Raw genomic sequence first — 23,269 nt, forward strand, 5'->3', positions numbered from 1 at the left:
CATGAGCTTCTTCAGCAAGATCCTCGACAAGCTGGGCATCAACAGCGCGCAGGCGGCCACGCCTGCTGCCACGGCCCCCGCGTCTCCTGCCCCTGCGCCGGTGGCCGCTGCCGCCGCGCCTGCGCAGGAGGTGGTCAACCCGATCGCGGTGGTCGACGTGGTGGCCCAGCTCGAAAAGCGCGCGGCCGCCAACCCACAGAAGCTCAACTGGCGCACCTCCATCGTCGACCTTCTGAAGCTGCTCGACATCGACAGCAGCCTGGAGGCCCGCAAGGCGCTGGCCAAGGAGCTGTACTGCCCCGACGAGCTGATGGGCGACTCGGCCAAGATGAACATGTGGCTGCACAAGAACGTGCTGGCCCACATCGCGGCCAACGGCGGCAACGTGCCCGCCGAGCTGCTGGACTGACCGGAGCCGCACGATGAACTCCATGACCGACATCCTGTCGCAGATGGGCGGGCTGTCCGCCATCGGGCGCGAACTGGGCGTGAGCGAGGATCAGGCCGCGAGCGGCGCCGAGGCCTTGTTGCCTGCCATCCTGGGCGGCTTCAAGAAGCAGGCGCAGGCACAACCCGCGGGGCTCGACGGCCTGGGTGGGCTGCTCGGGCAGCTGGGCGGCGGTGGCCTGCTCGACAGCGTGCTCTCGCCGCAACCCACCGACGTGGGCCGTGGCAACGACGTGCTGGGCCAGATCTTCGGCTCCAAGGAGGTGAGCCGCGACGTTGCACAAAGCGCCGCCGCCAGCTCGGGGCTGGACCCGGCCCTGCTGCGGCGCATGTTGCCCCTGCTCGCGATGGCGGTGGCGGGCTTCATGGCAAACAAGACCGGTAGTGCCGCGCCAGGTTCCGATGGCGGCAGTGCCGACGGCGGCGGCCTGGGGGGTCTGCTGGGTGGGCTTGTCGGGGGATTGGGTGGCGGCCGCGCGGGCGCTGCACCGGGCGCAGGCGGTGGCCTCGGGTCGATGCTCGACCTCAACGGCGACGGCAACGCGCTCGACGACATCCTGCGCATGGCCGGCAAGCTCGGGCGGTAGGCGTTAAAAAGCCCCCGGCGCTTTCACGACGGGGGCATAAGAGTGGCCCACCCGCGGGCCACTCGCTTCTGGACGGTCAGCGAACCTTGCCTGCCTTCCAGGCGTTCAGCAAGGTGTCATACGCGATGGTTTCGCCCTTCGGCTTCTCGTTCGCGAGCTTGGCCCATGGTGCGCCCTTGTCGCTCAGGTACTTCTTAGGGTCTTCCTTCTTGTTGAGCTTCGGCGCGCAACGTGCCATGCCGGCGCGTTCCAGGCGGGCCAGCACCTGGTCCATCTCTTCGGCCAGGTTGTCCATCGCGGCCTGCGGGGTCTTTTCACCCGTCACGGCGACGGCCACGTTCTTCCACCAGAGCTGCGCGAGCTTGGGGTAGTCGGGCACGTTGGTGCCGGTGGGCGTCCAGGCCACGCGTGCCGGCGAGCGGTAGAACTCGACCAGGCCGCCGAGCTTCGGTGCCAGGTCGGTCATGGCCTTGCTCTGGATGTCGCTCTCGCGGATCGGGGTCAGGCCGACGATGGTCTTCTTGAGCGACACCGTCTTGGCCGTCACGAACTGCGCGTACAGCCAGGCTGCGGCGGTGCGGTTCTCGTCGTGCTTCTCGAAGAAGGTCCACGAGCCCACGTCCTGGTAGCCGTTCTGCATGCCCTGCTTCCAGTACGGGCCGTTGGGGCCGGGGGCCATGCGCCACTTCGGCGTGCCGTCTTCGTTGACCACGGGCAGGCCCTTCTTGGTCATGTCGGCGGTGAAGGCGGTGTACCAGAAGATCTGCTGGGCGATCTGGCCTTGAGCGGGCACCGGGCCGGCTTCGCCGAAGGTCATGCCGGTGGCTTCCTTCGGGGCGTACTTCTTCATCCAGTCGACGTACTTGGTGAGTGCGTAGACAGCGGCGGGCGAGTTGGTCGCGCCGCCACGGGAGACAGAAGCGCCGAGCGGCGTGCAGCCGTCGGCCGAGGCGCGGATGCCCCATTCGTCGACCGGCTTGCCGTTGGGGATGCCGATGTCGGCGGTGCCGGCCATCGACAGCCACGCGTCGGTGAAGCGCCAGCCGAGCGACGGGTCCTTCTTGCCGTAGTCCATGTGGCCATAGATGGGCTTGCCGTCGATGGTCTTCACGTCGTTGGTGAAGAAGTCGGCGATGTCTTCATACGCGCTCCAGTTCAGCGGCACGCCCAGGTCGTAGCCGTACTTCTTCTTGAAGCGGTCCTTCAGGTCGGCACGGGCGAAGAGGTCGGCGCGGAACCAGTACAGGTTGGCGAACTGCTGGTCGGGCAGCTGGTAGAGCTTCTTGTCGGGGCCGGTGGTGAAGCTCGTGCCGATGAAGTCCTTGAGGTCGAGGCCGGGGTTGGTCCACTCCTTGCCCTTGCCCGACATGTAGTCGGTCAGGTTCATGATCTTCCCGTAGCGGTAGTGGGTACCGATCAGGTCGGAGTCGGAGATCCAGCCGTCGTAGATCGACTTGCCGGACTGCATGGAGGTTTGCAGCTTTTCGACGACGTCACCTTCCTGGATCAGGTCGTGCTTGACCTTGATGCCGGTGATTTCTTCGAAGGCCTTGGCCAGCGTCTTCGATTCATATTCGTGCGTGGTGATGGTCTCGGAGACCACCGAGATCTCCTTCACGCCCTTGGCCTGCAGCTTCTTGGCTGCTTCGATGAACCACTTCAACTCGGCCGTTTGCTGCTCCTTGCTCAGCGTGGACGGCTGGAACTCGCTGTCGATCCACTTCTTGGCTTCGGCCTCGCCGGCCCATGCGCTCTGGCCCATGACCAGAGCGGCAGCGGCCAGGGCCACAGCGTTCAAGCGCAATTTCATGTCTGTCTCCTGAGGATGCTTCCCATTGCTCAAATTGGCACGCCGGCTGGGAAGTGATGGCCGGATGCCTTTTCCAAAACCCTTGGTCCCTAGCCCTTGCGCATGATCAGTGCGAGCAAGGCCATCGAGACGATGAAGCTGATCCAGATCGAAGGCTCGTTCTCCAGGCTCAGCCAGGTCATCAGCTTCTCGCTCACGGCGACGAAGGCGAGGTTGACGTAGGCGGCGCTCAAGAGGCCGATGAAGAGGCGGTCGCCTCTCGTGGTTTCCATCGGCAGCCAGCCCTTGCGCATCGTGGTGGGCGACTTCAGCTCCCACACGGTCATGCCGATCAGCATGAGGACGATGCTGGTGAAGAAGATTGCGACCGGAGGGGTCCAGGCCATCCACTCGAACATGTTGTCAGTGCTCCGTATGCGTTGTTTGGGCGCGGGCCGCGGCCGATGGGGACCGGGCTCCGCTCATGTCCCCCGGAATGGGCTGCGCCCATTCCTCCTCCTTAACTTCGCTACGCCCGGTCCCCATCGGCCACGGCTGGGCACTGAGCTGGCATGCGGTGTAAGAGCGCCGCATGCCACTGCTGGTGCTGGTCATGCCGGCGGGGTGCCTTGCGCAGCGAAGTAAAGGAAGGAATCGATGAACGCGGGAGCGTTCATCGAGGAGGGACATGAGCGGAGCAGGGCACCCCGCCGGCACGACCCCGCGCCGATCGATGAATGAAGAGGCAACAGCGAACATCACACCCGCCCCATCGCGAAGCCCTTGGCGATGTAGTGACGGACGAACCAGATCACGATTGCGCCCGGCACGATGGTCAACACGCCCGCCGCGGCGAGCACACCCCAGTCCATGCCCGATGCGCTCACAGTGCGGGTCATCGTGGCGACGATCGGCTTGGCGTCGACGCTGGTCAGCGTGCGTGCCATCAGCAGTTCGACCCAGCTGAACATGAAGCAGAAGAAGGCGGCGACGCCCACGCCGGCCTTGATCAGCGGGATGAAGATGGTGAGGAAGAAGCGCGGGAAGGAGTAGCCGTCGATGTAGGCCGTCTCGTCGATCTCGCGCGGGATGCCGCTCATGAAGCCTTCGAGGATCCACACTGCCAGCGGCACGTTGAACAGCAGGTGCGCAAGCGCCACGGCGATGTGCGTGTCCATCATGCCCAGCGTGGTGTAGAGCTGGAAGAAGGGCAGCAGGAACACCGCCGGTGGCGTCATGCGGTTGGTGAGCAGCCAGAAGAAGACGTGTTTGTCGCCGAGGAACCGGTAGCGGCTGAAGGCATAGGCCGCCGGCAGCGCCACCAGCAACGAGATCACCGTGTTGATGGCCACGTAGATCAGCGAGTTGATGTAGCCCGAGTACCAGCTCTCGTCGGTGAAGATCGTCTTGTAGTGCTCCCAGGTGAAGTCTTGCGGGAACAGGCTGAAGGTCGAGAGGATCTCCTCGTTCGTCTTGAACGACATGTTGACCATCCAGTACACCGGCAGGATGGCAAACAGCAGATACGCGATCAGAAAGATCGTGCGCTTGCGGAAGCGTCTCTCATCCATGGGATGCCTCCGCCTTCGATTGGGTGCCCACGCGCTGCATCCAGTTATAGAGGATGAAGCACAGCAGCAGGATGATGAGAAAGTAGATCAGCGAGAAGGCCGCGGCCGGGCCGAGGTCGAACTGGCCGACGGCCTTCTGCGTGAGGTACTGGCTGAGGAAGGTCGTCGCGTTGCCCGGGCCACCGCCGGTCAGCACGAAGGGCTCGGTGTAGATCATGAAGCTGTCCATGAAGCGCAGCAGCACCGCGATCATCAGCACGCCCCTGAGCTTGGGCAGCTGGATGTAGCGGAAGACGGCGAACTTGCTCGCGCCGTCGATGCGGGCGGCCTGGTAGTACGCATCGGGAATGGCGCGTAGGCCGGCGAAGCAGAGCAAGGCCACGAGCGGCGTCCAGTGCCACACGTCCATCACCAGCACGGTGAGCCACGCGTCGGTGGCGCTCCCGGTATAGCTGTAGTCGATGCCGAGCGCGGCCAGTGCGGCGCCGAGCAGACCGATGTCGGTGCGGCCGTAGATCTGCCAGATGGTGCCGACGACGTTCCAGGGAATCAGCAGCGAGATGGCGACGAGCACCAGCACGGCCGACGACTTCCAGCCCTGCGCTGGCATCGAGAGCGCGAGGCAGATGCCGAGCGGAATCTCCACCAGCAGCACCGAGAACGAGAAGCCGATCTGGCGCAGCAGTGCGCCCTGCAGGTCTTCGTCACGCATCACCGACTTGAACCACTCGGTGCCGACGAACACGCGCCGCTCGGGCGAGATGATGTCCTGCACCGAGTAGTTCACCACCGTCATCAGCGGCAGGATGGCCGAGAAGGCCACGCACAGGATGACGGGCAGGATCAGGAACCACGCTTTCTGGTTGATCGGCTTCATGCCACCAACTCCTCGTTCTTGTAGTAGCAGGTGTGCGTGCCCTTCACACCGAACCAGGCCGCGTCGCCGACGGCCGGCGGCGTGGTCTCGGGCGAGAGGCGGGCGCGGATCACGCTGTCGCCCGCCTTCGCGGTGACGAGCCAGTAGGTGCCGACGTCTTGCCGCTGCGTCACCATCGCCTGCAGCGCGCCGGGGGCGCGAGGCTCGGCGAGCGTCACGTACTCGGGGCGCACGCCCAGCGTGTCGGCGCCTTCGGGCGCGCCAGGCACGATGCCGGCGGGCAGGAAGTTCATGCCCGGCGAGCCGATGAAGTGGCCGACGAAGGTGTGTTGCGGGCGCTCGAAGAGCTGGTCGGCCGAGCCGATCTGCACCGCGCGGCCACGCGTCATCACCACCACCTCTTCGGCGAAGGTCAGCGCCTCCACCTGGTCGTGCGTCACGTAGACGAGCGTGAGCTTGAAACTCGTGGTGGATCTGCTTGAGCTTGCGGCGCAGCTGCCACTTGAGGTGAGGGTCGATCACGGTGAGCGGCTCGTCGAAGAGCACCGCGCTCACGTCTTCGCGCACCAGGCCCCGGCCGAGCGAGATCTTCTGCTTGGCGTCGGCGGCGAGGCCGGCGGCGCGGGTGTCGAGCTGGTTGCTCATCTCGAGCATCTCGGCGATCGTGCCGACACGCTGCTTGATCTTGTCGGGCGCGACACCGCGGTTCTTCAGCGGGAAGGCCAGGTTCTCGGCGACCGTCATCGTGTCGTAGATAACGGGAAACTGGAACACCTGGGCGATGTTGCGTTGCTGCGGCGACTGCTTGGTGACGTCGTGGCCGTCGAACTTCACCGTGCCTTGCGACGGGGTCACGAGGCCCGAGATGATGTTGAGCAGGGTGGTCTTGCCGCAACCCGAAGGGCCGAGCAGCGCATAGGCGCCGCCGTCGCGGAAGGTCATCTTCAGGGGCAGCAGCGCGTAGTCCTCATCCTTCTGGGGATTCGGGCGGTACGAGTGCGCGAGGTCGAGGTCGATGCGGGCCATCAGGTCATCCCTCGCGTGGGCGCGACGAGCAGGGCGCCGCTGGCATCGAACACATAGACCTGCGCCGGGTGCAGGTACAGCGTGATGTTCGAGCCGAGGTCGAAGAAATGCACGCCGGTGAGCTGGGCGACGAGTTCGCCGACCGCCGTCTCCACGTGCACGAAGGTGTCGGAGCCCGAGATCTCGGCCAGCTCGACCTTGCCGGGCAGGGCGACGTCGCCGGGGCGTTGCGTGATGTGCAGCGCGCTCGCACGCACGCCGATGGTCAGGTTGGCGGTGCTGGCCGCGGGCAGCGGCACCGAGAGCTGCACGCCGGCCGGCAGCGAGACGCCCAGCGAGGCCGCGTTGCCGGCGATGAGGTTCATCGGCGGGTCGCTGAAGGCACGTGCCACGCGAATGGACTTCGGCTTGTGGAAGACCTCGGCGGTGGGGCCGTACTGCAGCAGCTCGCCGGCATCCATCACCGCGGTGTAGCCACCGAGCAGCAGGGCTTCGGTGGGCTCGGTGGTGGCGTAGACCACGGTCGAGTCGCCGGCGGCGAAGAGCTGCGTCAGCTCGTCGCGCAGTTCCTCGCGCAGCTTGTAGTCGAGGTTGACCAGCGGCTCGTCGAGCAGCATCAGCGGAGCGTTCTTCGCGAGCGCACGGGCCAGGGCCACCCGCTGCTGCTGGCCACCGGAGAGTTCGGCGGGCAGGCGCTTGAGGAAGGGCTCGATGTGCAGCTTGGCCGCCAGCTCCTGAACGCGGTTGGCAATGCTCTTCTCGCCGCGCAGCTTGAGCGGCGAGGCGATGTTGTCGAACACCGTCATCGACGGGTAGTTGATGAACTGCTGGTAGACCATCGCGACGTTGCGCTCGCGCACCGGCATGCTGGTCACGTCTTTGCCGTCGACATGCACCTGGCCGTGGCTGGGCGCGTCGAGCCCGGCCATCAGGCGCATCAGCGTGGTCTTGCCCGCTTGCGTGGCGCCGAGCAGCACGGTCACGGCGCGCGGCGCGAGTTTCAGGTCCAGCGGGTAGAGGTGGGTCTCGGGGCCCACGATCTTGTCGACCCGCTCCAGGGTCAACTCCATGTTGTCGTCCTCACGTTGTCTCCGGTGTTCATCGGTTCGGTGCGCGCGTCTGTCGGCCAGCGCGCGGCCCACCAGCGGGCCACGGCCTGGCGCTGGGTGTCGGTGATGTGCAGGCCGAGCTTGGTGCGGCGCCACAGCACGTCGTCGGGGCTGCGCGCCCATTCGTGGTCGTGCAGGTAGACGAGCTCGGCCTCGTGCAGGCCGGGGGCGATCTCTTCGCCCAGGCCCTGCGAGCCGGCCACGAGTTCGATGCGCGAGCCGTAGCAGCGCGCGAGGCGCCGGCGGGTGTCGGCATGCCACTGCGGGTGGCGCTCGGCGAGCGCGGCATCGAAGCGCTCGAAGTCGGTGTCGGGGCGCTGCGGGGGGCCGATCCAGGCGGAGAGGTCGCCACCGGGCAGGAAGGCATTCGCCGTCCACGACGGCTGGCGGTTGTGCAGACGTTTGCACAGGCCGTCGGCCGCTTCTTCCGCGAGCTTGCGGAAGGTGGTGATCTTGCCGCCCCACACGGTGAGCATGGGCGCGCCGTTCATGTCGTAGTCGAGCATGTAGTCGCGGGTGACGGCCGAGGCATCGCTGCTTTCGTCGCCCATCAGGGGGCGCACGCCGGCGTACGTCCATACCACGTCGGCGGGTGTCACGGGCTTGGCGAAATAGCGGCTCGCCTGCTCGCACAGGTAGGCGATCTCGCTGTCGTCGATCTGCGCCTTGCCGATCGGGCTGTCGGTTTCCACGTCGGTGGTGCCGATCAGCGTGAACTCGCCTTCGTAGGGGATGGCGAAGATGATGCGGCGATCGGGGTTCTGGAAGATGTAGGCGTGGTCGTGGTCGAAGAGTTTCTTCACCACGATGTGGCTGCCCTTCACCAGGCGCAGCGACTTGGTGTCTTTCAGGTGCGCGTGTTCGCGCAGGAACTGCGCGGCCCAGGGGCCGGCGGCGTTGACGAGGGCGCGGGCTTTCCAGCGCTGCGTGGCACCCGAGGCATCGGTCAGCGTGACCTGCCAGCCGTGGGCCTCGCGGCGCGCATCGGTGCAGCGCCAGCCGGTGAGGATGCTCGCGCCATGGGCCGCGGCATCGATCGCGTTGAGCACCACCAGGCGGGCGTCGTCGACCCAGCCGTCGGAGTAGACAAAGCCCTTCTTGAACTGCGCCTTCAGCGGCTGGCCGGCGGCGTGGCGGCGCAGGTCCACGGTTTCGGACGCAGGCAGCACCTCACGCCGGGCCAGGTGGTCGTAGAGGAAAAGGCCGGCACGGATCATCATCACCGGCCGCATGGAGGGGTCGTGCGGCATCACGAAGCGCAGTGGCCACATGATGTGCGGCGCGCTTTTCAGCAGCACCTCGCGCTCGGCCAGCGCCTTGCGCACCAGCGAGAACTCGTAGTACTCGAGGTAGCGCAGCCCGCCGTGGATCAGCTTGGTCGACGACGACGAGGTGTGCGCCGCGAGGTCGTCTTTTTCGCACAGCGCCACCGACAGCCCGCGCCCCGCGAGGTCGCGTGCAATGCCAGCCCCGTTGATGCCACCACCCACGATGAGCACATCGCAGTCGCGTGGGGCCGTGGGCTGGGTGGCGGGCGCGGCCTGCTCGGCCGAGCCCGTGTGGCGGTGATTCAAGCTGTTGTCTCCAGTCGAGGAAAGGAAAGAAACGGTGACCGTTTGCGAGGGTGAGGAGCCCGAAGACCCTGTCAGCGTCAGGGAGGCGCGGACTATCTCACAGACGTGTTCGGTTTGTGTTCGTTTGTTTTCTCCTTTTTTCTTTTTAGCCCACAAACGAACACTTCGCAAGAGCGGACATCCCCCCCACTCGAAAGTCCCGATGTGCCGCTACGCTCGCGACCCAGCATCGGCCCGAGCCTCGACTTCGCATGACCCCCAATCCCCGACAAGCCTTGTTGATCCAGGAAGTGCGCAACCGCGGCGCCGTCACCGTGGAGGCCCTGGCCGACCAGTTCGGCGTGACGCTGCAGACGGTGCGGCGCGACGTGAAGCAGCTGGCCGCGGCGGGGCTGCTGGCGCGCTTCCACGGCGGCGTGCGTCTGCCGACCTCGACAACGGAAAACATCGCCTACCGGCAGCGCCAGCAGCTCAACGAGCAGAGCAAGCAGCGCATCGCGCGGGCGGTGGCCGCGGCGGTGCCCGAGGGGTGCTCGCTGATCATCAACATCGGCACGACGACCGAGGCCATCGCACGCGAGCTGCTGCACCACAAGGGACTGCGCGTCATCACCAACAACCTGAACGTCGCGGCGATCCTGTCGGACAACCCGGCGTGCGAGGTCATCGTGGCCGGTGGGGTGGTGCGCTCTCGTGACCGCGGCATCGTGGGCGAGGTGACGGTCGACTTCATCAGCCAGTTCAAGGTGGACATTGGGCTGATCGGCATCTCCGGCATCGAGGACGACGGGACCTTGCGCGATTTCGACTACCGCGAAGTCAAGGTCGCGCGGGCGATCATCGAGCACTCGCGGCAGGTGTGGCTGGCGGCGGACCACTCGAAGTTCAATCGGCCGGCGATGGTGAAGCTGGCGGGGCTCGACGAGGTCGACATGCTGTTCACGGATGAGGCGCCGCCGGAGCCGTTTCCTTCGTTGCTGGCGGAGGCGGGGGTGCAGTGCGAAGTGGCTTCTTGAATTTGGCACTGCGTGGCGGGTTGCCGGGATTTCGCCCCGGCGGGCGACCTTCTTTTCTTTGCTTGCCCAAAGAAAAGAAGGCAAAAAAAAGGGCCCCCCGTTCGCCGGTCGGCCTAGGGCCGACTGCTCTGCGCTGCTCGGACTTTGTGGGTCGGGCAGAACTCACTGCGCGAGCTGCGCTCGCTACGTTCAAACAGCTGCCCGAAGTCAGAGGACGAAGCGCGCTATCGCGCGCCCCACAAAGCCCTGCGCTGCTCGACGGCTCTCAAGGGCCCCGGGATACCGCCGCCCGCTTCGCGGGCATCACACTCTCGACTCGCTTCGCCTCGTGCTGGAGGGGCGGGCGCACAGCGCCACACAGTTCGAGGCGATGCGCAGCGAGCCGAGTGGCTCGGTGGTCCAGCATGTGTGCGGAGGTCCGATGTACACAGGTGCCTCATCGGCCGAGACCTGTAGCCACTGGCACGGCCAAATGAAGAGCGCCTTTGCTTTGGTTACTTTCATTTGGCGCGACAAATGAAAGTGACTCGCCCGCCGGGGCGAAATCCCGGCAAACCCGCCACGCAGTAAAAAACGAAGTCCTCCGCCAAAGGAGAAAGACATGAAATACATCCTCGCCCTGGACCAAGGCACCTCCAGCTCCAGAAGCATCGTCTTCGACCAAGACGGCCACATCGTCGCGATGTCGCAGCGCGAGTTCCGCCAGATCTACCCCCAACCCGGCTGGGTCGAACACGACCCCAAGGAAATCTGGGACACCCAACTGGCGACAGCACGCGAAGTGCTGCAGAAAGCCAAGCTGCAAGCCAAAGACATCGCCAGCATCGGCATCACCAACCAGCGTGAAACGACCGTCGTCTGGAACAAGACAACAGGCGAGCCCGTCTACAACGCCATCGTCTGGCAAGACCGCCGCGCCGAGCCGACCTGCGCGCAGCTTCGGCAGCAGGGCCTGGAGCCCACCTTCCAGAAGAAGACCGGCCTCATCCTCGACGCCTACTTCTCCGGCACCAAGCTCAAGTGGATCCTCGACAACGTGCCCGGCGCACGCGAGGCCGCGGGCAAGGGCGAGCTCGCCTTCGGCACCGTCGACACCTGGCTGATGTGGCAGCTCACCGGCGGCCAGGCCCACATCACCGACGTGAGCAACGCTTCGCGCACGCTGATGCTCAACGTCAACACCAACACCTGGGACGACGAGCTGCTCAAGATCCTCGGCGTGCCGCGCGAGATGCTGCCCGAGGTGAAGCCCTCGGCGCATCTCTTCGGCCACACCCGCGCCGAGCTGCTCGGCGCCTCGCTGCCCATCGGCGGGGTGGCCGGCGACCAGCAGAGCGCGCTCTTCGGCCAGGCCTGCTTCCGCCCCGGCCTCGCGAAAAACACCTACGGCACCGGCTGCTTCATGCTGATGCACACCGGCACCAACTTCCAGCTGTCGACCAATGGCCTGGTCACGACGAGCGCCGCACAACCCACGGCCACGCCCGAGTTCGCGCTCGAAGGCAGTGTCTTCATCGGCGGCGCGGTGGTGCAGTGGCTGCGCGATGGACTGCACGCCATCAAGGCGAGCGGCGAAGTGCAGCAGCTTGCCGAGAGCGTGCCCGATGCGGGCGGCGTGGTGGTCGTGCCGGCCTTCACCGGGCTCGGCGCGCCGTACTGGAAGGCCGATGCGCGCGGTGCGATCGTCGGCCTCACCCGCGGCACGACCGTGGCCCACATCGCCCGCGCGGCGCTGGAGAGCATCGCCTTCCAGAGCGCTGCGCTGCTGCAGGCGATGAGCCGCGACGCGGTGGCCGCGGGCGGCTCGCCGGTGGCCGAGCTGCGGGTCGACGGCGGCGCGTGCGTCAACAACCTGCTGATGCAGATCCAGGCCGACCTGCTGGGCATCCCGGTCGTGCGGCCGAAGGTGATCGAGACCACCGCGCTTGGCGCGGCGTACCTTGCGGGGCTCTCGTGTGGTGTCTACAAGAGCCTCGACGAACTCTCGGCGCAGTGGCAGGTCGACCGCACCTTCCGCCCCACGCTGCCGCGCGAGCGGGCGCAGGAGCGCATGGCGCAGTGGGAGCATGCTGTTCGCATGACCACGGCAGCATGACCACGGCAACGTAAGGCCTACTCGGCGCGGGCGGCCGGCCAGTAGCCCTGACTGCGAAAGGTGCATCTCCCACGCGGGGCAGGGGGAGGGGAATACTCCGCCCCCTGTGCCGCAACGGGAGACACCGAGATGCTCGATGGTTTGAAACGCGTCGCCGGCCGCATCGCCGGCCGAGCCGGGCGCCTGCATGGTGTGTCGGCACAAGACCGGATGCTGATCGCGCGCATCCGCGCCGAGAACCTCACCTACCTGTCCGAGAAGAAACTCGCGAGCCTCTTGACCACCGCACGCGCCATCGAAGCGGCCGGCCTGCCCGGCACCTTCATGGAAGCGGGCTGTGCGCTCGGCGGCTCGGCGATCCTGCTGGCGAGCGTGAAAAGCGACGAGCGGCCGCTGGAGGTATACGACGTGTTCGGCATGATCCCCGCGCCCACGCAAGACGACACGCCCGATGTGCACGAGCGCTACCAGATCATCCTGCGCGGTGAATCGGCAGGCATCGGCGACGACCTCTACTACGGCTACCAGCGCGACCTCTACGAGACGGTGCAGCGCAACTTCGCCAACTTCGGCATCCGGCTCGCGCAGCAGTCGGTGTCGCTCGTCAAGGGGCTGGTGCAGGACACCTTGCAGCCGAGCGACCCGATCGCGCTCGCGCACATCGACGTCGACTGGTACGAGCCGGTGATGACCTGCCTGGAGCGCATCTTTCCGCAGCTCGTGGTGGGCGGCAGCATCATCCTCGACGACTATCACGACTGGGGCGGCTGCCGGAAGGCGACCGATGAGTTCCTGCGCGGCGTGATGGGCTCGTTCACGCTCGACGACCGCGCCGGCTCGCTCAAGGTCACCAAGGTCGACCACCGGCACTGAGGGGATTTGGCGGCTGCAAGGGGTGTCACTGTATATTCGTACAGTGAACACCCAACAGAAGCTCGCCCTCCTCGCCGACGCCGCCAAGTACGACGCCTCGTGTGCCTCCAGCGGCACCGAGCGGCGCGATTCGCTGGGCGGTCGCGGCCTCGGCTCGACCGAGGGCATGGGCATCTGCCACAGCTACGCGCCCGACGGGCGCTGCATCTCGCTGCTGAAGATCCTGCTCACCAACTTCTGCCAGTACGACTGCCTGTACTGCGTCAACCGCGTCACGAGCAACGTGCCGCGCGCCCGCTTCAGCATCGACGAAGTGGTGCAGCTCACGCTCGACTTCTACCGGCGCAACTGCATCGAGGGCTTGTTCCTCAGCTCGGGAATCATCCGAAGCCCCGACTACACGATGGAGCAGGTGGTCGAGGTGGCGCGGGTGCTGCGCGAGGAACACGACTTCCGCGGCTACATCCACCTGAAGACGATTCCCGACGCGGCGCCCGAGTTGCTGCAGCGCGCCGGGCGTTATGCCGACCGCCTGAGCATCAACATCGAGCTGCCGACTGAAGCCGGCCTCGCCTCGCTCGCGCCGGAGAAGGATGCACCGGCCATCAAGCGCTCGATGGCGCGGCTGCGGGTCCACATCGACGACGCGAGAGACTCGGCGCGGGCCGCCGAAGCGGTGGTGTCGATGCCGAAGGCGCGGCCGAAGCGCGCGCGGCCCGAGCGCTTCGCACCGGCCGGCCAGAGCACGCAGATGATCGTGGGCGCCGATGCGGCCGATGACCGTGCCATCCTCGCCACCAGCGCGCAGCTCTATGGCGCGTATCGCCTGCGGCGCGTCTACTACTCGGCCTTCAGCCCCATCCCCGATGCGGCCTCGACCCTGCCGCTCAAAGCCCCGCCGCTGGTTCGTGAGCACCGCCTGTACCAGGCCGACTGGCTGATGCGCTTCTACGGTTTCGCGCACGAGGAGATCGTGGCGTCGAACGACGGCTTGCTGCGCCTCGATGTGGACCCCAAGCTCGCCTGGGCGCTCGCGCACCGCGAGCGCTTTCCGGTCGACCTGAACCGCGCACCGCGCGAGCTGCTGCTGCGCGTGCCCGGCCTCGGCGCCAAGGCGGTGGAGCGTGTGCTGGCCGCCCGCCGTGTGCGCCGCCTGCGCAGCGACGACCTCAAGCGCCTGCGCGTGCCGTTGGCCAAGGCCTTGCCCTTCCTGCTCTTGCCCGACCACAAGCCCCGTGCGATCGATGACACGCAGCTGGCGGCGACGCTGAAGCCAGCGCCGGTGCAGGGCGTGCTGTTTGCGTGAGAGGCGGGCATGTCGCAGGTTCACATCGCGCTGGAAGGCGAGACCGACTGGGACGGCTTTCGTGCCGCCGCCCGCCGCCTGCTCGCGCAAGGGGTGTCGCCTGACGCGGCGAGCTGGTCGACCGGCACCGAGGCCGATCTCTTCGACATGCCGACAACCGCCTCGACACCGGGCGACACACAGGGCGCCAACGCCACCGTGCCGGCAGCGTTCATCGACCTGTGCGAGCGCGTGCGCCTGCACCGCGAGCCCTCGCGCTTTGCGCTGATGTACCGCCTGCTGTGGCGCCTGCAGCACGAGCCCGCCCTGCGCCACGACCCGCTCGATGCCGACCTGCTGCGCGCGCAGGCGATGGCCAAGGCCGTGTCACGCGACCTGCACAAGATGCGCGCCTTCGTACGCTTCCGCCCCGTGCACGACGGGCTGGCCGAGCCACTGCATGTGGCGTGGTTCGAGCCCGAGCACCACATCGTCGAAGCCAACGCGCCGTTCTTCATGCGCCGTTTCACGCACATGCGCTGGGCCATCCTCACGCCGCGCCGCAGCGTGCGCTGGGACGGCCGCACGCTCACCTTCGGCCCCGGCGCCGCGCGCAGCGATGCTCCGTCGGCCGATGCCGGCGAGGCGCTGTGGCTCACCTACTACCGCCACATCTTCAACCCCGCGCGCCTGAAGCTCGACCAGATGCGCAAAGAGATGCCGCGCCGCTACTGGCGCAACCTGCCCGAGGCCGAACTCATCACTGAACTCACGGCACAGGCCTTGCCGCGCACCGGGCGCATGGTCGATGCACCGCCCACCGTGCCGCGGCGGCGCATCGCGCTCCTTGCGATGGAGCAACCCGTGAGCCGCAGCGCTGCATCGAAACCCCTGCCGAACGACCCGCAGAAGGCGCTCGCCGCCTTGCGCGTGGCGACCGACCGTTGCCGCGAGTGCCCGATCGGCGAGCACGCCACGCAGTCGGTGTTTGGCGAGGGGCCGGTGGCGGCACGGCTGATGGTGGTGGGCGAGCAGCCGGGCGACAAGGAAGACCTGCAGGGCCGCCCCTTCGTCGGCCCGGCGGGGCACCTCTTCGACAAGGCCCTCGAAGAGCTGGGCTGGGACCGTTCCCAGATCTACGTCACCAACGCGGTGAAGCATTTCAAGTACGAGCTGCGCGGCCAGCGCCGCATCCACAAGACGCCCACGCAGCACGAGGCCGCGGCCTGCCTGCACTGGCTGGAAAGCGAGATCGAGCAGGTGAAGCCGCAGGCGCTGATTGCGCTGGGCGCCACCGCCACCCGCTCGCTGATCGGCCACGCGGTGCCGGTGCTCAAGGCCCGCGGCACCTGGCTCACCGGCCAGCACCGGCTGCCGGTGCTGGTGACGGTGCACCCCTCGGCGCTGCTGCGGGGCGACCCGGCGCAGCGAGAAGACGAGTACCGGCAGTGGCTGGCCGACCTGTCGGCGGCCTCGCGCTACATCACCAGCGGTAGCTGACGGTGCCGACGACGTTGCGGCGTGCGCCGTACCAGCAGTCGCCACGGTTGCCGCAGCTCGCGACGTAGACCTTGTCGGTCAGGTTGGCGACGTTGAGCGCCGCGCGCCAGCGTGCGTTTTCCCAGGCGACCATCGCGTCGAGCAGCGCGAGCGAGGGCACGGTGGGTGCCGCGCCGTCGCGGTAGTCGGAGAGGTAGCGCACGCCGGCGCCGAGCGACACACCGGCGACGCCGAGCGAGCCGAGCTTCCACTTGCCCCACACCGAGGCCTGGTGGCGCGGCATCTGTTCGAGCTTCACGTCGAGGTCGGTGTAGGTGTAGCTGCCGATCAAGTCGACGCTGCGCGAGAGCTGGGCTTTCAGGTCGACTTCGAAGCCGCTGGCTTCGGTTTCGTTGAGCTGCTGGTAGTCGCCGGGCGTGACTTCGACGACTTGGTTGACCTCGCGCACGTCGAATGCGGCGACGTTCAGACTCAGGCCATCGAAGGGCTCGGCCTTCACGCCGACTTCCCACTGCTTCCCGCGCAGCGGCTTGAACGCCACGCCGCCGATGTTGGCCACCGGCGTGAAGGACTCGCTGTAGCTCACATACGGTGACACGCCAATCGGCGACGCGTACAGCAAGCCAACCCGCTTGGTGGTGGCCTGGTGGTTCTGCGCATCGTCCACGCCGTTCAGGCCACCGCCTTCGCTCACGTTGCGCGCCCGGTCGTGGCGCAGGCCGAGCGTGACAAGCCAGTGGCGCGCAAAGCGCAGCTGGTCTTGCAGGTAGAGGCCGACCTGTGTCTGCGTCGACTTCGCGGCCGGGCCGAAGGCCGGGGGCGTGTAGGCGGGGTACACCGGGTTGTAGACGTCGATCAACGGCACCGTGGACGAGTCTTCGAACGCGCCGGCGCTGCTCTTCTGGTAGCGCGCGAAGTCGAGGCCGCCCAACACTTCGTGCTGCACCGGGCCGGTGTCGAAACGGGCGAGCAGGTTCTGGTCGACCGTGAAGAGCTTGGTGTGGTTGAGTTGACCGTAGGCGTAGCGGCCGAGCAGCCGCTGGTTGACCGGGTCGGCGCCCCAGCCCCCGGGCGTGCTGAACGAGTCTCCGTAGAGCGACCGGTAGTCCACCTCCGTCTTCGTGTAGCGCAGGTTCTGCCGCAGCGTGAGCGTCTCGCTGAACTTGTGCTCGAAGAGATAGCCGATGAAGTCGCGGTCGGTGTTGTAGCGGTCCCAGTCGGGGTCGCCGATGAAGGTGTGCGTCGGGATCTGCCCGTTGGGGTTGGGCGCCACCGTGCCGGCCCAGGGGAAGAACTGCGAGGTGGAGCCGGTGCGGTCGCGCTGCGACAGCGCCTGCAGCGTGAGCGCGGTGGCGGCGCTCGGTTTCCAGGTGATCGACGGCGCGAAGAGGGCGCGGTCGTCGCGCACGTGGTCGACCTGCGTGTCGGCGTCGCGGCCCACCGCGATCAGCCGGTAAAGCCACTCGCCGTTCGCGGTCAGCGGACCGGTGAGGTCGGCCTGCACCTGCTTGCGGCTCCAGCTGCCGAGCTGCACGCCGATCTCGCCCTGCGCGTCGGCCTGCGGGCGCTTGCTGACCATGTTGACCACGCCGCCCACCGTGCCCTGGCCGTACAGCATGGCGGCGGGGCCGCGCAGCAGCTCGATGCGCTCCAGCGTGAAGGGCTCGGTGCGGGCGTTGCTCGTGTACCAGTCGAAGTTTTTGCGCAGGCCGTCGAGGTATTCGTCGGGGTAGCCGCCGCGCACGCGGATGGAGTCGGTGCGCGAGTCGAGGCCGTAGGCATCGGGGCGCACGCCGGCGGCGTAGTTGAGCGCGTCCTGCACGTTGGTGGCGCCCTGGTCGACGATCAGGTCGCGCGTGAGCACGGAGATCGACAGCGGCGTGTCCTTGAGCGGCGTGTCCGTCTTGGTGGCGGTGGTGGCGCGCTTGGCCTTGTAGCCGTTGACGGGGCCGGTCGGGCTCTCCTGCGGGGCCGCCGCTTTCACCCGCACGGCGGGCAGGGTGGCGATGTCAGGAGCGCTGGCGGCGCTTGCCGCGGCGGGCGCTGCCTGTGCCTGCTCTTGGGCGCGAGCGGCCAACGACGAAAGGGCCGCCATCGCGGCCAGGGCGATGACGGCCATCCGGTGGGCATCCCCCGGTGGTTCTCTGGGTTCATGGCGAGGTTCTTCTTCAGTGGACAAAAACGGTTCATGCCGGCGGTGACTCTGCTACCGGCACCAGCGAGCGCAATGCGCGCTTGAGGCCGGCGGTGCTCGGGGTTTCGACGAAGACGCAGCGTTTGCCGGTGCGTTTGCAGTGGTCCTTCACGCGCCAGTACGCGTCGTGGCTGATGCAGCCGGTCTGGCAGATCACGAGGTCGGCGGCGGCAAGCGTGGCGTCGAGCTGGGCCGGGTTGTCTTCGTCGCCGCCGTCGTGGTGCAGGAAACGGCCGCCGGTGCGTTCGACGAGGTGGCGGTAGACCGGCACGCTCGCCGGGCGGCCGCCGACGCAGAGCACGGCACGGTCGGCGAGCGCGGCGGGCTCGGGCAGGTCGGCGCCGACCGGCGCCGGTTCGGCGGCGGCGCGCTGCGCAGCGCTGGCCAGCAGCTCGTCGACACGGGCGCGCGCACGCTCCAGTTCGAGCTGGGCCTGCATCAGGCCGCGCTCGGCGTCGTGCAGGCGGCGCATCAGGCGCTCGTTGTCCTGCACCAGCGCCTGGCGGCTCTTGAGGCCGGGCACGGCGTCTTCGAGCGTCTGCAATTCCTGCTTCAGCGACGAGATCAGCGTGTCGCGCCCGATCAGCTGCGCGCGCAGTTGCACGATCTGCGACTGCTGCGCTTCGTGGCGCTGGCGGTGCTCGTCGGCCTGGCGGGTGTTGCGCTGCTGGGCGGCGGCCAGCTCGCGGCCGAGCACGCCGTTTTCATGCATCACCTCCTCGAACTGCTTCAGGTCGACGCGGCGGGCCACGCCGACCTGGTGCTGCAGCATGTGCACGTCGCCCAGCACGCGGTGCTCCAGCTCGGGCGTGCAACGTGGGTGGGTGAGCGTGGCCCAGAAGGCGCCGGCGAGGTCTTGCCCGGCCGAGGCGGTCTGCCACCAGGCGGCGAGGCCCTCGGTGGTCTTGGCCAGCGCGGCCTGGCGCAGCGCCAGCAGGCAGCGGCGGTCGAGCTCGCGCTGCACGGCTTCGGCAATCGGCGTGCGGCGGCGGCACTCGGCGATCACGCCGCAGTGCAGCTCGTAGTCGCCGGCCAAGGCAACGCCTGCGAGCGCCTTGTCGACGATGCGGCGCAGCGTGGGCAGCGGCAGGCACACGCCGACGACGGGGCAGTGGGTGTGGGCGTCGAGCTCCCACAGGCGGCGGCGCCGCGAGCCGGGCTTGGAGGTGGGCACGGGCAGCGAGAGCACGGTCGCGCCGGTGGCGGCAGCCGCCTGCATCACGAGCGCGTCGAGGCCGGGGTCGGGGGTCTGGCACATCGCGGGCTCCGGTCAGCGGGCGTGCGTCGACGAAGAAGAGAAGGCGAGGTCGCAGCGCAGCTGCTCCAGCAGCACCATCGGGATCGCGCGGCGCCAGGCGTATTGGTCGTGTTCGCAGCCGATGGCGGCGTCGGCGCCGGCGAGCAGGGCCACGCGCAGGGGCGCCGGGAATTCGAAGCGCAGGAAGTGCACCGCCGAGAGCCGGTGGAGGTGGCGATCGGGCAGGTCTTCGTTGGCCTGCGCGTAGACCCGCGGCAGACGTGGCACCTGCACATAGAGGCGATGCGCCGCTGCGTTGAGCATGGGCAGGTCGCGCACGCGCTCGTCGGCATCGGGCAAGCCGATCAGCAGTGTGGCCATCCAGTGGCGGCCGTCGGGGCGCAGGTGGGCGTAGACGGCGCGTTCGCGTTCACGGGCAGCGAGCGAGGCGTCACCCTCGGCGCGCAGCACCTCGTCGATCTGGTGCTCGAGCGTCAGTTCGTCTTCGAACTGCAGCCACATCGCCGGGCCGAGCGCGAGGCTGCGCGAGCGGCGGTGGGCGGCGAGCTGCCGGCGCTGGGCGTTTCGGATGGGCGCCTGAAGGAGCGAAGACGCCAGCGGGGAGGTCGCAGTGAGCATGGTCCAGCCTGTGGTCGTGGAGAGCACGGCTGGCACAGGGCTGGCGGATGCGATGACCGCACTTTAAATGCGAATCGTTCCTATTTGCAAGTGAAGAAAAGAAAACCCGCCGGCCGACGAGGGCGGGCGGGTCGTGCGGAGGCGGGCGCGGGGTTGACGGGTCTAGTCTTCCAGCTCCGACTTGGCCATTTCGACGTCGAGCCGCTCCATCGCATCGAGCGGCTCGCATTCGGCAGCCTCGGCGTAGAGCTTCTCGGCTTCCTTCATCTTCTTGTCGCCGTCGAGCATGACGAGCCCGTTGGCGTACTCCACCCGTGCGATGGCCGAGGCGGGGTTGAGCTTGAGCGCGGTCTTGAAGGCGGCGAGGCCGGCGTCCTTGCTGGCGCCCTGGGTGCGCGCCAGCAGCGAGCCCACCTTGTCGATCACCTCGGCGTGGAAGGTGCCGAGCGCGATGTGGGCATCGGCGTGCTTGGGCTGCAGCTGGATGGCGGTCTCCAGCGCGCCCTTGACCTTGGCGCCGAGGCCCTGGGTCAGCGCCTTGGCGACGCTGATGCCCTGGCTGTAGCGGCCGATGGCGTAGGCGGCGAGGTAGAAGGCGTTGGCGTTCTTCGGCTCCTCGGCCATCTGCGCCTCGGCGCGCTCGGCCGCTTCGAGGAAGAGTGCGAGCTTGGTCTTCTCGCTTTTTTCCAGGTAGTTGGCGTAGATGCACTGGGCCTTGTTGGCGACGGTGATGCCGGCACCGCCCGCCTTGAGCCCGGCCTCGACCGCCTTCTGGAACTCGCCCGCGTGGTACAGCGCCCAGGCGGCGAGCACCTTGTCGTCCTTGGGGCAAGGCTCGGCGTCGCCCGCGTGCAGGCGGGCCCACTTCTTCTTCAGCGTGGCAGCGTCGTAGGTGTACTCGGCAGCGTCATAGGGGAAGGCGGTCCACTTGGCCATGAGGCGTCTCCTGTCAGGGCTTTTGATAAGGGCCCACCAGGCCGAGCAGGTGCTCGCGCTGGCCGGGTTCGAGGTAAGGCATCAAGAGGCTCAGCACATGGAAGGCGCCGCGCAGCAGGGCGGGGCCGGCGCTGTCGGGCTCGAGCGCGTGGCGCGGGTCGCGCACGTACTCGTAGCTGAGCCAGTAGGTGAGCACGACCACCATCGCGGTGGCGGTGGGGTCGGCGGCGCGGCTGTCGAGCTTGATCGCGTTGCCGCGCGACAGGCCGTCGAGCACGGCCTTGACCGCGTGCGTCTTGTCCTTGAGCACCGCCTGGAAGTGCGTTTCCAGCTTGCGGTTCTTGCTCAAGAGGTCGTTCAGGTCGCGGTAGAGGAAGCGGTAGCGCCAGATCAGCTCGAAGAGCATGTGGAAGAAGAGCCAGGCGTCTTCCACGTTGCGCACGTCGTCGGCGGCGTGCAGCAGCTGGGTGAGCGCTTCTTCGTAGCGGCCGAAGAGCGCGTTGATCAGCTCGTCTTTGGCGGGGTAGTGGTAGTAGAGGTTGCCGGGGCTGATGTTCAGCTCGGCAGAGATCAGCGTCGTCGAGACATTGGGCTCGCCGAAGCGGTTGAACAGCTCCAGCGTCACTTCGAGGATGCGCTCGGCGGTGCGCCGCGGCTTCTTCGGGGGAGGGGCCATGTCTTGTTGTCTCTCAGCCTCAGGCTTGGCTCTTTGCGGTGTGCCGGGGAATCTAGCACCGGGCGGGGCGCGAGTGGGCCGTCGCCAGCGAGAAAAGAGCGGGCTGCCTACAATCCGCGCCCTCATGTCCGCCGTCTCGTTCCAGAACGTCAGCAAGGTCTACCGCGCCGCCGGGCGAGAGCTTCAAGGCCCTCGATGGGGTGAGCTTCAACATCGAGCCTGGTGAGTTCTTCGGCCTGCTTGGGCCGAATGGCGCGGGCAAGACCACCCTCATCAGCATCCTCGCCGGGCTGACTCGCGCGAGCGGCGGCAGTGTCTCGGTGCTCGGCCACGACGTGGTCAACGATTTCGCCGCGGCTCGCAAGGCGCTCGGCATCGTGCCGCAGGAGCTGGTGTTCGACCCTTTCTTCAGTGTGCGCGAGACGCTGCGCATCCAGAGCGGCTATTTCGGTGTCAAGCACAACGACGCCTGGATCGACGAGCTGCTGCAGGGCCTGGGCCTGGCCGACAAGGCCGATGCCAACATGCGCCAGCTTTCGGGCGGCATGAAGCGGCGCGTGCTGGTCGCGCAGGCGCTGGTGCACCGGCCGCCGGTGATCGTGCTCGACGAGCCGACCGCGGGCGTCGACGTGGAGCTGCGCCAGACGCTGTGGCACTTCGTCGCGCGGCTCAACAAGGCCGGCCACACCGTGCTGCTCACCACCCACTACCTCGAAGAAGCCGAAGCCCTGTGCGGGCGCGTCGCGATGCTGAAGCTCGGCCGGGTGGTGGCGCTCGACCGCACCTCGGCGCTTCTGGCGGGCACGGCCAGCACGATGATGCGCTTCAAAATGGACCAGGCGCTGCCGCCCGAGCTGGCCTCGCATGCCCGCGTGACCGGGCGCATCGTGCAGGTCGCGGCCCACGACCCGGCCGAGGTCGAGCGGGTGCTGCAGATCCTGCGCGCCCACGGCTGCCAGCCCGAAGACCTGGAGATCGGTCGCGCCGACCTCGAAGACGTGTTCCTGGAGATCATGCAGGGCGCGCCGAGGTCGGTCGACCAGGTGAGGGTGGCGGTATGAAGATCGTGTTGGAAGGCGCGCGCACGCTGCTCTACAAGGAGATGCTGCGCTTCTACAAGGTGAGCGTGCAGACGGTGGCCGCGCCCGTGCTCACCGCGGTGCTGTACCTGCTGATCTTCGGTCACGTGCTCGAAGGCCGCGTCACGGTCTTCGGCGAGGTCGGCTACACGAGCTTCCTGATCCCCGGGCTCGTGATGATGAGCGTGCTGCAGAACGCGTTCGCCAACAGCAGCTCGTCGCTCATCCAGAGCAAGATCACCGGCAACCTTGTCTTCCTGCTGGTCACCCCGCTCAGCCACTGGGCCTGGTTCGTGGCCTACGTCGGGGCGTCCATCATCCGCGGCGTGGCGGTGGGCTTGGGCGTGCTGCTGGTGACCGTCTGGTTCGCGCCCCCGCCGGTCGCGAACCCGCTGTGGATCGTCGTCTTCACGCTGTGCGGCGCCGCGATGATGGGCGCGCTCGGGCTGGTCGCGGGCCTGTGGGCGGAGAAGTTCGACCAGATCGCGGCCTTCCAGAACTTCATCGTGATGCCCATGACCATGCTGTCGGGCGTGTTCTATTCGATCAAGTCGCTGCCCGCGTTCTGGCAAGGCGTGAGCCACCTGAACCCGTTCTTCTACATGGTGGACGGCTTCCGGCATGGCTTCTTCGGGGTGAGCGATGTGTCGCCCTGGATCAGCCTGCTCATCGTCGGCGCCAGCCTGGTGGTCGTCTGCGCGCTGTGCCTGCATTTGCTGCGCATCGGCTACAAGATCAGGTCCTGAGGCGATAATCCGC

At 67.5% G+C, this 23,269-nt stretch carries 19 protein-coding genes and 2 pseudogenes; 9 read left to right on the forward strand and 12 right to left on the reverse strand.

The window, feature by feature from the left end:
- Position 1 precedes the first annotated feature (1 nt).
- Together LRS03_RS22180 and LRS03_RS22185 are read left to right on the forward strand one after the other, a co-directional pair.
- Positions 2-409, forward strand: a complete 408-nt coding sequence (locus LRS03_RS22180; RefSeq protein WP_257828323.1) for a DUF3597 domain-containing protein — start codon at positions 2-4, stop codon at positions 407-409.
- A 13-nt stretch (positions 410-422) separates the two neighbouring features.
- The gene (locus tag LRS03_RS22185) at positions 423-1,034 is read left to right on the forward strand and encodes a DUF937 domain-containing protein (RefSeq protein WP_257828324.1); all 612 of its coding nucleotides are present in this window, start codon (positions 423-425) and stop codon (positions 1,032-1,034) included.
- Between the two features lie 76 nt (positions 1,035-1,110).
- Here LRS03_RS22185 and LRS03_RS22190 read toward each other — a convergent pair whose 3' ends face one another.
- From LRS03_RS22190 to glpD, 7 genes and pseudogenes are all read right to left on the reverse strand, one after another.
- Positions 1,111-2,844, reverse strand: a complete 1,734-nt coding sequence (locus LRS03_RS22190) for an ABC transporter substrate-binding protein (RefSeq protein WP_257828325.1) — start codon at positions 2,842-2,844, stop codon at positions 1,111-1,113.
- Positions 2,845-2,933: 89 nt separating this feature from the next.
- A complete protein-coding gene (locus LRS03_RS22195; RefSeq protein WP_257828326.1) occupies positions 2,934-3,242 on the reverse strand; it encodes a DUF2160 domain-containing protein in 309 nt (102 codons plus the stop codon).
- Positions 3,243-3,581: 339 nt separating this feature from the next.
- Entirely contained in the window at positions 3,582-4,394 is an 813-nt protein-coding gene (locus tag LRS03_RS22200; protein WP_257828328.1) for a carbohydrate ABC transporter permease, read from the reverse strand.
- Positions 4,387-5,271: a carbohydrate ABC transporter permease gene (locus LRS03_RS22205; protein WP_257828329.1), complete on the reverse strand. Its 885-nt coding sequence runs from the start codon at positions 5,269-5,271 to the stop codon at positions 4,387-4,389. Before LRS03_RS22205 ends, LRS03_RS22200 begins: the two co-directional genes overlap by 8 nt.
- Positions 5,268-6,297: pseudogene (locus tag LRS03_RS22210) on the reverse strand (ABC transporter ATP-binding protein). The gene LRS03_RS22205 and the pseudogene LRS03_RS22210 overlap by 4 nt, the downstream one beginning before the upstream one ends.
- The gene (locus LRS03_RS22215) at positions 6,297-7,367 is read right to left on the reverse strand and encodes an ABC transporter ATP-binding protein (protein ID WP_257828330.1); all 1,071 of its coding nucleotides are present in this window, start codon (positions 7,365-7,367) and stop codon (positions 6,297-6,299) included. Before LRS03_RS22215 ends, LRS03_RS22210 begins: the two are co-directional and overlap by 1 nt.
- Positions 7,358-8,980: a glycerol-3-phosphate dehydrogenase gene (gene glpD, locus LRS03_RS22220; protein WP_257828331.1), complete on the reverse strand. Its 1,623-nt coding sequence runs from the start codon at positions 8,978-8,980 to the stop codon at positions 7,358-7,360. Before glpD ends, LRS03_RS22215 begins: the two co-directional genes overlap by 10 nt.
- A 251-nt stretch (positions 8,981-9,231) precedes the next feature.
- On the opposite strand from glpD, the gene LRS03_RS22225 reads away from it, so the two are divergent.
- The 5 genes from LRS03_RS22225 (at position 9,232) to LRS03_RS22245 (ending at position 15,749) form a co-directional block, all read left to right on the forward strand.
- On the forward strand, positions 9,232-9,996 hold the full coding sequence (locus tag LRS03_RS22225) for a DeoR/GlpR family DNA-binding transcription regulator (RefSeq protein ID WP_257828332.1): 765 nt from the start codon (positions 9,232-9,234) through the stop codon (positions 9,994-9,996).
- Positions 9,997-10,597: 601 nt separating this feature from the next.
- Positions 10,598-12,091, forward strand: coding sequence for a glycerol kinase GlpK (gene glpK, locus LRS03_RS22230; protein ID WP_257828333.1), 1,494 nt, complete (start codon positions 10,598-10,600; stop codon positions 12,089-12,091).
- Between the two features lie 129 nt (positions 12,092-12,220).
- The gene (locus LRS03_RS22235) at positions 12,221-12,964 is read left to right on the forward strand and encodes a TylF/MycF family methyltransferase (RefSeq protein WP_257828334.1); all 744 of its coding nucleotides are present in this window, start codon (positions 12,221-12,223) and stop codon (positions 12,962-12,964) included.
- Positions 12,965-13,007: 43 nt separating this feature from the next.
- Complete coding sequence (locus tag LRS03_RS22240) at positions 13,008-14,270, forward strand: putative DNA modification/repair radical SAM protein (RefSeq protein ID WP_257828335.1); 1,263 nt, start codon at positions 13,008-13,010, stop codon at positions 14,268-14,270.
- Between the two features lie 9 nt (positions 14,271-14,279).
- Positions 14,280-15,749 (forward strand): UdgX family uracil-DNA binding protein, encoded by a 1,470-nt coding sequence (locus LRS03_RS22245; RefSeq protein WP_257828336.1) that lies wholly within the window; start codon positions 14,280-14,282, stop codon positions 15,747-15,749.
- Here the strand turns inward: LRS03_RS22245 and LRS03_RS22250 are convergent.
- The 5 genes from LRS03_RS22250 to LRS03_RS22270 form a co-directional block, all read right to left on the reverse strand.
- Positions 15,733-17,868 (reverse strand): TonB-dependent siderophore receptor, encoded by a 2,136-nt coding sequence (locus LRS03_RS22250; protein WP_257828337.1) that lies wholly within the window; start codon positions 17,866-17,868, stop codon positions 15,733-15,735. The genes LRS03_RS22245 and LRS03_RS22250 overlap by 17 nt on opposite strands.
- A 67-nt stretch (positions 17,869-17,935) precedes the next feature.
- On the reverse strand, positions 17,936-19,201 hold the full coding sequence (locus LRS03_RS22255; RefSeq protein WP_257828338.1) for a DUF2325 domain-containing protein: 1,266 nt from the start codon (positions 19,199-19,201) through the stop codon (positions 17,936-17,938).
- 12 nt (positions 19,202-19,213) lie between these two features.
- On the reverse strand, positions 19,214-19,819 hold the full coding sequence (locus LRS03_RS22260; protein WP_257828339.1) for a DUF3501 family protein: 606 nt from the start codon (positions 19,817-19,819) through the stop codon (positions 19,214-19,216).
- Positions 19,820-19,981: 162 nt separating this feature from the next.
- Entirely contained in the window at positions 19,982-20,755 is a 774-nt protein-coding gene (locus LRS03_RS22265) for a tetratricopeptide repeat protein (RefSeq protein ID WP_257828340.1), read from the reverse strand.
- 13 nt (positions 20,756-20,768) lie between these two features.
- The gene (locus LRS03_RS22270) at positions 20,769-21,431 is read right to left on the reverse strand and encodes a TetR/AcrR family transcriptional regulator (protein ID WP_257828341.1); all 663 of its coding nucleotides are present in this window, start codon (positions 21,429-21,431) and stop codon (positions 20,769-20,771) included.
- Positions 21,432-21,555: 124 nt separating this feature from the next.
- Here LRS03_RS22270 and LRS03_RS22275 point away from each other — a divergent pair.
- Together LRS03_RS22275 and LRS03_RS22280 are read left to right on the forward strand one after the other, a co-directional pair.
- Positions 21,556-22,492, forward strand: a pseudogene (locus LRS03_RS22275) (ABC transporter ATP-binding protein).
- Positions 22,489-23,256: an ABC transporter permease gene (locus tag LRS03_RS22280; RefSeq protein ID WP_257828343.1), complete on the forward strand. Its 768-nt coding sequence runs from the start codon at positions 22,489-22,491 to the stop codon at positions 23,254-23,256. Before LRS03_RS22275 ends, LRS03_RS22280 begins: the two are co-directional and overlap by 4 nt.
- The last annotated feature ends 13 nt before the right edge of the window (positions 23,257-23,269 follow it).

It is taken from the genome of Rhizobacter sp. J219 (genome assembly GCF_024700055.1).
Taxonomy (GTDB): domain Bacteria; phylum Pseudomonadota; class Gammaproteobacteria; order Burkholderiales; family Burkholderiaceae_C; genus Rhizobacter.